Raw genomic sequence first — 13,556 nt, forward strand, 5'->3', positions numbered from 1 at the left:
GCTAAGGCTGATGAGTCAGGGAGTAGATGCTGTAGAAAGTCCATGATGGGATGCACGTGAAGGCCAATCCCTATTTACGGTTTGCCATCCCATTCGGATCACCAAAAGTCGCCAAGAGCCCGAAGTTGTGTGAATCAGCAGCGGTCTCGTATAGTGAGTGGCATCGTACCCATAGTTTGACTTTCTCAGGGCTACGATACCGGGCTCTCGGCTTCGCCGCAGAGCTTTTTTAGTAGGTGCTTATTGATACATCATCCCTGATGCTTTTTCATTTCGCCTTCTGTGGATACCCCTCTAATTCTTTAGAGAGTCTATGCACAAGTATTTATGCGGCAAGGTTTAAGTGGCTCAAAGCTAAACCTTGATCGTCTCACTGAGCAACTGTGAAATTTGACCATTTGTCGTTTCTAAATTAAACCTTTGACCAGCTTGCACCTGTGCCTTTTGTGCAAGGGCTTTCGATTGACTAGACTGATCCTGACAGGTGCTGATAATGTCTGCCAACTTTTCAGCATCTCCAGGAGGCGTTAACCAGCCTGTTTGCCCATGGTCAATCAACTCCACAGCTCCTCCAGCCGCTGCTGCTACCACTGGAGTACCACACAACATTGCTTCCACAATCACCCGACCAAAGGGTTCAGGGGCTGTAGACGTATGGGTGACTAAATCACAGGCTGCCATCAGTTGAGGAACATCCGATCGAAATCCCAGAAACTTTACTCGATGCTCCAGATTAAGGCCCTGAATCTGTTGATGTAGGTGTTGCACATACTCTTGCTCATCAAAAAGGGCATCACCAATAAATACGGCCACAACATTCTCTGGACAATGTTGCAGAGCTTCGATTAGCACATGCTGACCTTTCCAAGGAGAGAGACGACTAAAATGTCCAACCACAAATGGAGAAATACTGTCTTCCGGATGAGGTAAGATAGGGACTATTTCATTCTTCAAATGCGCTTGCTTACTAGCGCAGTCAACATAGTTCTCTAGACGAAAACCGTTATGCACAACATGGACTCGATCTGCTCGTCCTCCTTGCTGAATAAACGCTTCACGACTAGCGTGAGAATTAGCAATCACTAAAGCCGCTCGATTGGCCAATGTGATGATAATGTGGCGATTGATCACACTAAAGTGGTCAGGAGAAACAATATCGTGTAGATGATAAACAAGGGGGCAACCGCTCAAAACACTGGCAAGGGCTCCCACCACTAAAGCTTTTTGGGTGTTGGCATAGATCACATCATACTGCTTGCTGAGCTGGGCAACTCTAATAATCAAAGGTATTAACCGGTTTAGACTTTTCAGTCCTGGCAACAAACCGCTCGCTTTTTGTACCTGAAGGGATTGCTCAGCCAGAATTTCGACCGGAATATTGTATTGACGTAGGTAATCTGGGAATATCCCCTCAGCAAAAACACCCACCAGGCTAGTTGTAGAAAACTGCTGCGCAATATCGGCCAAACAAAGTTCAGCGCCTCCTAGCTTGCCACTCTGGTCTAGAAACAGAATCTTCATGCTCGTTTATACGCTAGACGATTTCTAAATATTGATGTGAGTCTCTTTTCAACATAAACGTGAGTAATACACCCAATCAAAACCGTTATCACGCAGGCCAACATCATCCCTATGGTATAAAAACCAATACTGTTGATGCCTGTGGCCTGAATCACTTTGGTGAATATGGATAAGATCAGATAGTGGGTGAGATAAATGGAAAAAGAAGCTGCTCCTAAAACCACGAATCCTTTACTAACCGATAGCTTATGATCTTTTTCTAGAAAAGCAGCGCCTCCTACAATCAAGATTGACGATAGGCCATAGGCCACAAATTCATAATAGTGGGCAAAGCCTGAGCTATTGGAACTCGTCTGTAAAACATAGACGTCGAGCAATCCTGATATCATAAAGGTGCAGCAGCCCGTTAATAATATCCATAAACTGACTGACTTTTTCAGTTGGATTCGTCTAAAGAAAATACCGATTAACCATCCGCCTGCAAATTCAAAATTATAGTAAGAGAAAATAAAATTTAGCAGAAAGTGATTGTTGTTCCGAAGCTGAAAACCTGAGAGTATATCAGTTAGCATAAAAACTGCTGACACTGACAAACCAGCAAGAATAAGTTTAGATGCCACTTTAGGCAACAGAATAACAGTAGTAAACGCTAAGTAGAATAATACTAAATGGCTTAGGAACCAGGCTACGGAAAGTATGGGCGGATGCTCCTGGGGAATAAGTAGCAATGACTTGATAATGACACCAATATCTTGCTCATGACCTTTTCCAAAGGATGGGACTAAAAAGTAAACTGGAATTACGCAGAGGCTCAGCAACCAATAGAGGGGATAAATACGAACACAGCGCTTGATTAGAAAAGCTTTTGCCGTATGCCGATGACCCATATATTTAAAGCTCGACAGTGCTAAGAAGAAGCCACTCAAGACAAAAAAGAAATCAACGCCCGAATCTCCAAAATCAAATAAAGATAGTAAAAAGGGTTGATCAAATTTGAGCGTAAATAACTCCGCTGCATGAAAGGTAACAATAAGTAGAGCTGCGATCCCTCTAAGACTTTCTAAAAGCTCCAACTTTTGAGGGGGTTGTTTTCTCATTTTATTGGCGTACGTCATAGATCCCTGGTATTGCTTTAAGTTGGAGAGTAGGGAGTGGGGGAATAGGGAATAGGGAGTAGTTTTTTTATATCAGTCAATTGGGTTTGAGCTCGCCATATACTCCGAGAGTTTCGGTGGCAACACGGGTAGCATTAAGCCAGTCAAGATTTTTTTGGGCTTGTTCTTTCCAATAATTGAGTTTGGTAGAATGCTTCAGCAGATCGGCTATGGTTGTGGCCAGGGCTTGGCTGTCGCCTGGTGGCACTAATAAACCGGCTTTGCCATGTTCCAATACTTCAGGAATACCATCGACATGGCTAGCGACGATGGCACAACCAACTTCTCGAGCTTCTGAAATAGCCAACCCAAAGGGTTCTCGATGGGAGGCTAGAACAAAAACATCCGTCGATAATAGATAGGCGCGAGGATCAGACTGAAACCCTTCAAAATGAATGCGATGTGCTACACGGGTTTGGCGGGCCTGGGACTGAAATTGTTCTTTTTCCGGACCATGGCCCACCAGGTACAGATGGGCCTCTGGAAAATCTGAAGCCACTCGTTCAAATGCCGCAATCAGCTCAGAAATACCCTTGCGAGAGTTCATGCCAGCCACTGTGGTAATTGCTGGGCGCTGTAAATAGGCAGGAGAGCACTCTGTTAGGGCACCTACCCGAGGACTCTCAAGGGTGCCGTTGGTGACAACTCGCAGCTTGCGTGTGGGAATACCTCGCTGCTGCATCGATTTAGACACCGCCTGGCTCACGGCAATGACGCGATCGGCCAGACCCATGAACTTGGCGCTTTCTTGAAATTCGTTGTGAACGGTTGCTACTAAACCGTATTTACTCCAAAGCTTTAAACCACGAGCCAGGACAGCCCCTGTCATCATGTGGGCATGGACAATGTCAGGCTTTACCTGACGCACGATTGTACGATACTGGGACGCTGCATGCATCAAATTACGCCAGGTTCGGGTTTGGTTTAACCGAAAATGGGTCACCTGATATTGGTCTAACAATGCTTCATATTCACCGCCACCAGAGATAACACTGACCTCATATCCAGCTTGAGCCTGAAGGCAAGCCAAATCCACCGCAACGTTGACAATCCCATTCCCTACTTTTTGAATATGGTTGAGGATGTGTAGGACTCGCATTATATGGCTCCAGCAGTGGTTTGTTGCATAGCCTGTAAACTGTTCAAGACGTCTAGATATTGGCGCACGATGCAGTCTATGGTGAAGGCTTGCGATCGCGCCTTCAGCACCGTGGTATCCATGGGGTCTTTCAGGGTCGAGACGATAGCATTAGCCATCGCTTCATAGTTACCCACCGGCACCAGTGCACCGTACTGACCCTTGTTTAAAATTTCCGCCGGACCGCTCTCACAGTCAGTGGATACCACCGGAGTGCCAGCTGCGATCGCTTCTGCCACCACATTGCCAAAGCCCTCATAGATAGACGACAACACAAAGACATTGGCTCTCGCCATATAGGCATAGGGATTCTCCACAAAGCCCAGAAACAACACATCGTCCTGTAATCCAAACTTTTCAATTAAGGCATCCAACTCAGGCTTAACCTCAGGCTCTCGCGGATCTACATCTCCCAAAATCATTAGCCGTGCCGGATGTTGTTTACGCACAAGGGCAAACGCCTGTACAAGGGTGGCAAAACTCTTTTGTTTAACAATCCGTCCCACCCCCAACAACACAGGCGGTTGACCTTCTTCAAACCATGGATGAGCAATGGTTTCCTGCGCTTTCTGAGTAAAGTCTGAGGTAACCACGGGGTTATGGATAACCGTCATCTGCTGCATTGAGATTTGGGTATGTTGCTCCAAATCACGGGCCACCCCCTCTGATGCGGTCACAATGGCATCGGCCCATGGATAAAACCGCTTGACCACCGCCCACTTAATCTTTTGCATCAGCATGGCGTGGCGATCTTGAAACTGTTGGGACAGATTGGTTTGAACACACATCACCACCCGCGTGTTCACCCCCGCTAAAAGTTTTGCCCAAGTAGCAGAGCTAAAAATATCCAGCGTTGAGATTAAGAAAGCAGGCTGTTCCTGCTTCAGATACTGTTTTAGGGCCAATGTCTTAAACAGAAGTACAGGTGATTTGGCCTCTAAATTTATCAGCCGGATATTGTCTGGAATATTCGATAGATAGGCTCCCTCAGCCTTGGCAACCACTAGATCAACAGCAAATCCTCGCTCAGCAAATCCTTCCGCCAGGTGGAGCATGACTCGCTCCGCCCCGCCGCCATCAAGATTGGGAATAAATAAACTAATAAATGGTTTTGGCATTTTGACTCTTAAAGATCGAATACAAAATCTCTGGCATCAATCGCTACTCGTTAAGCCGTAGAGAGCACAAGCTATATTGCATCTACGCTGGAGCAAGCTCCACCACCAAGGGTTCATCAGCAACATTTAAGACCAGTGACCGAGGATTGTTATACCTGGCCGTAGCATCCGTTGACCTTAGGGGTTGATAGAGGCTGGCGGATCTAATGGCCGTGGTTAATCTCACTGTCACTGCCTGGGTTGGCACTGAAATATCTCGCTTGTTGGATACATCAAAGCTTGGCACCTCTTGCCAGAGAATCAGATAAAAGCGTCCATCCCGTTTTTGTAGCAAGGTGTGATGCACATTTGTTGTTGCTCCAACCATAGTGTAGCTGAGAGCACCTGGCGAGAATACACCTTCCCCATCTCGCAATAGCGCTATTAGGTTCTGTAGCGCAGTAAACGCTGGTTTAGGGGTGCCATTTTGCCGCAGAATACCAAAATTCCCCTCCTTATCAGCCGTCTGCCACTTGTCGATGAACTCATTGATATATACTCGCTGAATATCGCGATTAAAATATTCCAGCCAAAGGCGAGGGACATACTTTCCAGCCGCTGCTTCTGAAATGCCTGGCTGACCAGATTCAGCTGCAACTGCATTATGCCAGCCAGTCTCTGTTGCGATCAGAGGCTTATCAGGACAGATTTGTCGTGTAGATGGAATCCAGTGCCAATCTAAGCCCGCTGTCGGAGGCTGGCCGCCGGGGTAGCTATGCATCGCTCCATAATCACAAACAACTTCACCCAGCGATGTGGCATTATGCCAAAGGGCCACCGTCGGGCTCAGTACGTCAAGTCTGGCGGTGGCTGGATCTTGCTTGACAGCATTGAAAAGTTCAGACTGAAACAATCTTACTCCCTGGGGAAAGGGCTGTCCTTTGTAGGATAAATCAGGCCAAACATCCCACTCATTCGGACCTTCAACCGCCTCGACCGCTGTGGGTATTGCCTTCACAATATCAACGGCAACGGAGGCATCTTGCTGATCTCTGGGATCCATTACTAACGTGGACTTGATACCGACGGTGGCAAGATCCACAAATTTTTGCTGGGTTTCTCGATCATCTAGCCGAACGCCGTCTCGAATATGACGCACACCCAGTTCTTGTAATCTCGGCTTAATAATGGAATCGTAATTACGGTAGGCACTATTGGATCTGTTTAGATGGACAACAACACCCAGTGAATCAATAAATGAGCTAGCCGCGTGAGCCGTTTCGGATGGGTTCTGGGATTGACCTGGCAGCACCGTACTACAGGCAAATACAGTGCTCACCAATAACACAAGCAAATACTGACGACGCTGAATCCAGGGTGACAACAACGATTTCATAGGTTTAGATTTCCAAAAATCTCCGATAGAGCGAATTAGCGGTGGGTAAGAGCGGATGTTCTTTCAGTTCTTGAAGCACATCCTGTTTAATTCGAGCCTTAGCTACAGTTGGAATAGCAACTAAATGCTCAGGTTGTTTCAGTTGTTTTTGAGTTTCCTGTAGCTGATTAAAAATCGTATCTCGGGTTTCAGGGGTAATGGGCTCCATATGAAATGAAGTGCCATAGCGCTGGTTGATTCTTTCCACCACATACTGGGGGCGTTGGGTTGTATCTTTGAAGTCTGAAATGGTGACATCATCGCGAACGGGCCAAATCTTCTCGTAAAAATTGATGTAGCTTTGAATGGAAAAACGTGTAGACAGAGTACGATCAACTACCAAAACAGAAGCGATAGCATCAATGGGATTGCGAATCAACACAACACAGGGAATGCCATAGTTGACAGCTTTAATGACCTGCAATGGCGCGTGCATATGGTGCGCGGCTTTAGCAGTCGGATTATACAACCGAAACATCTTCGCAAAAAAAGAGTTCGCCGAGCGGGGGAACCCTTCTATACAAATATCTTTATCAGGTGATATTTTCTTCCATCGGTTTTTTTCAGAAAAAGGAAGGAACTGAAACAGGATTTCATGGCGTCCCATGATGTGTCCTGTTCGATATTTTGTATTTTTAATCAGGCCTTTAGCAATCATGATTTTAACTGTTTAGATTATGGAGTTAATTTTGGTCCCAAATTTCATAACGCTCAAATTTGGATTTGGCATGATAGCGGGATGCCGCTAGGCCAATGCCTAAAAAGCCCCACAGCACCATGCCAACAACACCCACCATGGAGACATTGAGACCCATCTGAGCAAAAATGCCAAATGCGATCGCACGTGACGCACTGGCAAATGTATCAAAACTCGCTTCGGTTCCCTCAAACAGCTTGAAGAAGATCAAAAATACTCCGGTAATGTAAGGAATTGTTCCCATCCACCCCAAAGAAAATAACAATGTCAAAATACCGCTGTCCTGGCTTCCTAAACGGCTACTTTCTACCACTGTTCCCAAACCGCGACCCACACCTTCAGTAAGAGCCTGCCCGAGCAACTCGTTATAGCCATCCAAACGGGCTTGATAACTACCATCCTCTTGGGTGTTTGACAGAGATTCTAATCGAGGAGCAATCTCGCTGGCCAGGGGCTCTACGGAGGCTAATGGAACTACCAATAAAGCCATACTCATTAGAGTAATGAGCAACCTAACTTGCAAGTGTGATTTAAGTGAGGGCAGATAAAGCATTAGCGCAGCCACCCAGCTCAGCCACCCTGAGCGAGCCAGGGTCAGTAAAAAGGAGAGATATCCGACGCCAGTGGCAACAAACTTTATGCTTTCGCGATTACTCAACAGCAAAATCAGCCCTGCCATAATCACAGCTGCAAACGGCTGAGGAGAATTCATCGTGCTCCATACCCGAATCCCTAAGGGTTCTGGATAACCAAACACATTTGTATCCACCGCATTGCTTAACCAAAAGCGATCCCATTCCGGAGCTGTTAGATACTGCCATACGCCGTAGCCCCCCATCACCAAAGTCCCCCAGAGGAAGGTGCGCTGGATTGTTTGACGACACACAGGATATTGACGCCAGTTAACAAATAGGTGAAAGCCAAATAGGAGTGGGGGCAGCCAGTTTAACAATGCAACAAGGGTGCCTGCTACCGAGTTTTGCACTAGGCCCATCAGAAATCCATAAAAGACGCTGACAAAACAGAGAATAAAGGGCAGTCCCCCCTGACGATGAATCTTCGGCAAATAGCGCACCAGTGTGGCAGCAGAGATTAAGGTCACCAAAGGGGGTGCCAATAAGACAATGCTAGGATCTTGCCAACCACTGCGCTGATCAATTAACCGACGTACCAGGGGCGTTAAAAACCAAATCCACCAGGTAAATCCTATGTAGAGTAAGGGATAACGCACATACAACAAAACACCGACGGCAGTGGCCATCAATGGAAATAACAGCCGTAACAGGCTGCCTGCTCCAGCAACCGTGCCCAGGCCTGTGATTAGCACCAAGCTCAGAATACCGGTCCAGGCTAACGCAGGCCGAAAACGCAGCCATGAAAACGTGCCATGGCTCGGGAAATAATTGCCTGGTTGTTGCTCTTGCAAGATCATCTAATGGCGTTAGAGGTCTATCTCAGAAATCTGTCTTGGAATTATTAGCATCAGAAAATAAATAGCCAGCGCTGTCTGTTATCGGAATCTTGTGAACAGTCCAGGACTGCGCATATGGGCTAAGGAGTAGGCCATGGACTGTGGTAGGTAGCTGGCGCTAAGTGCCACCAGCGTACGCAAATTGAAAGTCTGATGCCGTAAGGCTTGTTTCAGATGAAAACGGGCATCGTCAAGCTGCCCAAGCCGCAGAAAACCAATTCCTAAGGTAGTACTGGCGTGGGCCAATTCCCGTTGAAAATAAGGCCGATAGTCTTGGAGATTTTCATCCTCCATAAACTGTTGATGACAAAATGTAGCAGCTTTGCCCTTACGGATTTTTGCCTGAATATTACGGCTTCCACTAACCATGTTTTCAGACTGAGCATGCACCCGATAATAGGCCAAGCGCTCATCGCAGTAGTAGGCCCCTTTCCCTGAACGGCAGGCTAGATAAGCGATGTAGTAATCCCAAAACACCCCTGCCTTAAATAGCTGCTCCCAAGGTACAGCAGCCCTACGAATTAATGCAGCGGATGCGGTAAAGACCGCCTGATCAACTAAACCAATCTTCCAGAAAGGCTGATAAACACCTTCTTGTAGGTGATGACGTTTTTCTTTTTGAGTCTGTTTTTTACTGGCTGACCATTGGACAATACCATTGTCATCAATCACGTAATAGTCACAGAACGCCAGCACTAATTCTGAATTTTCTTCCAGCGGCTGCACCAGTGTTTCTAGAAAGTCGCTGGCCCAGCGATCGTCGTCGTTGAGACTGGCCACATATTTGCCATTAGACTCAGCAAAAGCATAGCTCGTGTTTAAGCCAACACCCAGATTTCTAGAATTACGTCTGAGGCGCAGGCGGGGGTCTTGAAATGAATTAACCATGTCTTCCGGACTGTGATCGCTACAGTCATCCGAAACAATGATCTCAAGATTGGCATAGGTTTGATTAACGACACTTGCGATCGCTTCTTTTAAATAAGCCGGACGATTATAGGTGGGAATAATCACACTAATCAGTGGCAGTTCTGAATTATGCGTTTTTTCTAAAGGATTATCCATCATCAAAAGAGTATTGAACTAAGAGGTGGCTAATGAAGGCACGTTAACTGTTGAATTTGATGCCAAAGCAGCTCGCACATGGTTTTGAATCAGCTGAATAACGTTGGCGCGATCGTACTGCTGAGACGCTTGTTGGTGGGCAGCAGAGCCCAGACGTTGACAGAGATGATCGTTGCTCAACAAGTCAATGCAGGCTTGCGCCATCCCCTGGGCTGACGTTCTAATCAGTACATCGTCACCGTCATTGAGAGATAATCCTTCAGCGCCAATGGAAGTGGAGACAATGGGTTTGCCATAGGCTGCGGCCTCAATAATTTTGACACGGGTGCCGCCACCCGACAAAATTGGGCAGCAGACTATTCGGCTACGGGCATAGAGCTCATCCAAATTTTCAACAAAGCCAGTAAACTCCACTCCCGGAATTCTTGAGTGATAGCTGCGAATATTCTCAGGATGGGTGCCAGCAATGATTAACTTAGCATCGGATCTGACCTTGGTAATCTGGGGCCAGACTTGCTCAATCAAAAAGTTAGCGGCATTGAGATTAGGGTAATAGTAATAGCCGCCGAGAAACATGATGGTAGGTTCAGGGCAGAGGGATTGTGGCTTGGGAATTGCCACTGCATTGGGCACGCTCACCACTCCCTTTAGTCGTCCTTGCTGAGTCAAATATTGCTGATCTAACTGAGAACAAACAAATGTGCGTAGAGCTGTTTGCACGCTGCGCCGTTCTCCCCACCAGAGGGCAGGAATTTGCAAGTAATAAAGCTTTGTTATCAATCGAGTGGGCGGCTGACGAATCTGACGGGCAAAGGAAATATGTTCAACATCATCCAGGTCAAAGAACAATGGCGGCAGGGTTTTCTGAGTTTGCAAAATAGGCGTCATTGATTCTAGGCGATGGCAGAAAATTGCATCGGGCTGCCGTTCTAAGCAAGTCTCTAAAGCCTTTACCTGTTTAGCCGCGCTAGTTGCCACAAAGTTCCCCTGGGCACGATAGTCAAAGATGGGGGCAAACTGTCGCTGCCATTTGGGGCCTGAATTGTCAGCTGTGTGTTGCGGGCATAGGAACAGGTTAATGGGTGCTCTCCAATGTTCTGATAGGGCTTTTTGATGAGTTGCGATCGCATCCACAGAACAATCGACATCCGCTGGCACATAAAACAGGACGTCAAGCTGTGCCATCGCCTTCAACGCATCCAGAAATAAATTAAACCGCCTAAAGGTGCCCTGAACATCTCGTTTAAGATCCGTAGGAAATCGGCAGGAAATAAGTAAGATTCTCATGGAACTAAGCACGATCGGTATTGAGCAACGGCGACAACGTTTGGGCAGAACTAGGGACAGCCCGGCAAAGGTTTTGCCAAATCTCCATATAGTTCTGGAGCATTTTTTCTTCAGTAAAGTCCTGAGCGCGATCGCAGGCATTATTTGCCATCTGCTTCATCTCGTCAGGATGTTTAAGCGCCCAGCGAACAGACTCCAGTAAATCACAGCTATCCCCTGTTCTAAAAACAAGCCCATGGATTTGATGGTGGATCACTTCTGGAATACCACTGGCATTGGAGGTAATAATCGGTAAACCAGACGCCATCGCCTCTGCTATAGCAAATGATTGTCCCCCTTCAAAATGAGTGGGAAATACAAATAAGTCAGATGCTTGTAACAATTGGGACACATCTGAACGATAGCCTAAAAGAAAGACTTTATCTGTAACCTGATACTCATTTAGTTGACTCTCTAGAGTCCCTCGCAAATCGCCATCACCAACCCAAATGAATCGCACATCGGGAAAATCTCGAATAATGTGCGAAATCGCTGGGATTAAATCACAATGGCCCTTTTGAAAATTCAACCGACCAACGGTGATCAGTAACTTGGTCGTATCAGGTAACGTCAGCTCGTCGAGAATTTGCCGACGACATGTTTGCTGCTGAGCAGCCGTTAATGGAAGAGACGCATCTGAGTTAGCACCGTTATAGATACACGTAAGTTCGCTTTCAGGAATTTGAAACAGATTAGATAGTAAACGTCGATTATTTTGTGAAATCACCACCCACTGTTGCTGACGAGTTCTAACCCAGTTATAAAGCTTAACTCGCCATTGATTAACCGGTATCTCCAGTGGCAAAACCAATCCAAATCGTACAACCGTTGGAATCTTCAACAGTCCACAAGCAAGGATACTGGCAAAACAATATTCTGGAGCAGGCAAGGTGATTTGAACAACATCAGGTTTAAGCGTCATCAACAACCGTAGTGTTCTAAAAAAACGAGGCACATGTCGAGCAATGCCCGGCAGCCAGTTTCTATCTTCAGCAATGGAGAGTGGGTGATAGGTTACACCGCTTTCCACAAAATCTTGAATTAGTGAAGCCGTCCCATGCACATTGGGAAACGCAGCATGCACATCCCATCCATGCTTTACAGCCCCTCCGGAAACTGTGAGGTTATATTGCTCCACACCTCCACGTAATGTGGAGGGGAAAATCATGAGTAGCTTTTTAGGACTAGATTCCATCGATGTAATAATACGCTAAATAGTTCTCTAACCTATGCCTGGCAAAGGATTCATCTCTGCCCAGAAATATTTGTCGTCCCCATGACTAGTGGCCCTGTCAAGGACTTGCCATCATCTGCCTTATGCAAAACATCAAGAATTAGCGTTGCTAATTCATCTCCCCGCCTAGAATAACTAATCTTTCTCTGCGTCTCGACCCTATCGACCACTAACGTTTCGCCTACCATATGTTTAGCCACTAGCTGCTCAAGCACCTGAGCCATCGCCTTCACATCAAAGGGATTAACTAAATGCACACCTGGCTTATCACTCAAATAGTTGCGATTCTCACCGGGTGGCACAGCGGCCAAAATGGGGCGGTCAGTCATCAAATACTCGTAGGTTTTGAGCGATATGCGATCGCCAGGAGTTCCGTCAAGACGATCGGGTAAAGGCATAAATAACAAATTTGCCGATTGCAGTTTCTGGAGTGCGTCACTGTATGGCACCGGTCCGGTTACAGTCACTACATCAGATAGATCCTGATCCTTTAAAACGGCTGACGCTGATTCAAATTTATTGCCGTAGATCTTTAATTTGATCTTACCTGCCCAATCAGGATTCTGAGCAACAACCTGTTTAATAGCACGACCAATAAAGATAGGGCTTGAGCTAGCAGGGTTAACGTTGACATTAAAGTACCGTCCCCAGTTCATCCATGCGTGACGTAGCTTCTTAATAACGCTCTGATTCGGGAAGTTCAAAAATTCTTCCCAGCCTGTCATACCACCTGTGAAGACAATTTTAAAATCATTTGAGACAGCGTTACTGCCAATAATCCCTTGAAAATCTTGAGGATCAGCCCCGCCACGGATAAGGTGAAATTTAGAATGTTGCTCTTTAGTCTGCCTAGAACATACCTGTTCTAAACTTAGTTGTGATACATAAACAATAGCATCAGACTGTCTAACATAAATGTCTTCGAGCCAACGGTTGAGATAGTAGTGAAGTTTAGTTGGAAAAACCGCATAGAGATCATCACAGGTTGAAGGTTCACAGACATTAATAACCAGAGGTTTACCCGTCAGCCATTTCAGCAAAATACCAATGAGGCCTGCAGAATAGGGTTTGAGGAAGACAATGATTAAATCAATATCATAGGTTTTGATAACGTTTATGCCTTTGAAAACAGCAGGCAACAACCAAAAAATATCTTCATCAGGCCAGACAAACCAATCTAGGAATTTGCCAAACTTAATCGATCTAATAAAATTAAGCAGTTTTTCAGGCAGCCAAGATCGAGCAAAGTGAGTCTGCGCCCCCTCTAGGGTCGCATTTTGGTTGCCAGATAAAACATGAACCTGCCAAGCATCTGGCAGATACTTTAGTGTTTTACTAGAGCGAATGGCAGTAGGGGTCGTTTCTGGCGGAAACTTCTGGGATATTGATAAAATCTTTTTGTGAAAATCACCCATGAC

At 46.2% G+C, this 13,556-nt stretch carries 11 protein-coding genes; all 11 read right to left on the bottom strand.

What is annotated here, in order from left to right; translation table 11 throughout:
* Positions 1-354: 354 nt before the first annotated feature.
* Positions 355-1,521 (bottom strand): glycosyltransferase, encoded by a 1,167-nt coding sequence (locus QGP82_RS04360; protein ID WP_499057283.1) that lies wholly within the window; start codon positions 1,519-1,521, stop codon positions 355-357.
* Positions 1,518-2,636 carry an acyltransferase family protein gene (locus QGP82_RS04365; RefSeq protein WP_499057285.1) on the bottom strand — a complete coding sequence of 373 codons (1,119 nt, stop codon included), beginning with the start codon at positions 2,634-2,636 and terminating at the stop codon, positions 1,518-1,520. The genes QGP82_RS04360 and QGP82_RS04365 overlap by 4 nt, the downstream gene beginning before the upstream one ends.
* 76 nt (positions 2,637-2,712) lie before the next feature.
* Positions 2,713-3,774 carry a glycosyltransferase family 4 protein gene (locus tag QGP82_RS04370; RefSeq protein ID WP_163702754.1) on the bottom strand — a complete coding sequence of 354 codons (1,062 nt, stop codon included), beginning with the start codon at positions 3,772-3,774 and terminating at the stop codon, positions 2,713-2,715.
* Complete coding sequence (locus QGP82_RS04375) at positions 3,774-4,931, bottom strand: glycosyltransferase (RefSeq protein WP_163670873.1); 1,158 nt, start codon at positions 4,929-4,931, stop codon at positions 3,774-3,776. The genes QGP82_RS04370 and QGP82_RS04375 overlap by 1 nt, the downstream gene beginning before the upstream one ends.
* Before the next feature lie 82 nt (positions 4,932-5,013).
* Complete coding sequence (locus tag QGP82_RS04380; RefSeq protein WP_163702755.1) at positions 5,014-6,306, bottom strand: glycoside hydrolase family 17 protein; 1,293 nt, start codon at positions 6,304-6,306, stop codon at positions 5,014-5,016.
* Between the two features lie 4 nt (positions 6,307-6,310).
* Positions 6,311-6,781, bottom strand: a complete 471-nt coding sequence (locus tag QGP82_RS04385) for a hypothetical protein (RefSeq protein ID WP_163702756.1) — start codon at positions 6,779-6,781, stop codon at positions 6,311-6,313.
* A gap of 247 nt (positions 6,782-7,028) precedes the next feature.
* Complete coding sequence (locus tag QGP82_RS04390; RefSeq protein ID WP_163670878.1) at positions 7,029-8,474, bottom strand: O-antigen ligase domain-containing protein; 1,446 nt, start codon at positions 8,472-8,474, stop codon at positions 7,029-7,031.
* Positions 8,475-8,552: 78 nt separating this feature from the next.
* Positions 8,553-9,581 (bottom strand): glycosyltransferase family 2 protein, encoded by a 1,029-nt coding sequence (locus QGP82_RS04395; RefSeq protein ID WP_163670880.1) that lies wholly within the window; start codon positions 9,579-9,581, stop codon positions 8,553-8,555.
* A gap of 15 nt (positions 9,582-9,596) precedes the next feature.
* Positions 9,597-10,865 (bottom strand): glycosyltransferase, encoded by a 1,269-nt coding sequence (locus QGP82_RS04400; RefSeq protein WP_499057287.1) that lies wholly within the window; start codon positions 10,863-10,865, stop codon positions 9,597-9,599.
* A gap of 4 nt (positions 10,866-10,869) precedes the next feature.
* Positions 10,870-12,099 (bottom strand): glycosyltransferase family 4 protein, encoded by a 1,230-nt coding sequence (locus QGP82_RS04405; RefSeq protein ID WP_499057290.1) that lies wholly within the window; start codon positions 12,097-12,099, stop codon positions 10,870-10,872.
* Positions 12,100-12,149: 50 nt separating this feature from the next.
* A complete protein-coding gene (locus QGP82_RS04410; RefSeq protein ID WP_499057294.1) occupies positions 12,150-13,553 on the bottom strand; it encodes a glycosyltransferase in 1,404 nt (467 codons plus the stop codon).
* Positions 13,554-13,556 lie beyond the last annotated feature (3 nt).

Origin of the sequence: Leptothoe sp. LEGE 181152, from assembly GCF_032906605.1 — a bacterium.
Taxonomy (GTDB): domain Bacteria; phylum Cyanobacteriota; class Cyanobacteriia; order Phormidesmidales; family Phormidesmidaceae; genus Leptothoe; species Leptothoe turfae.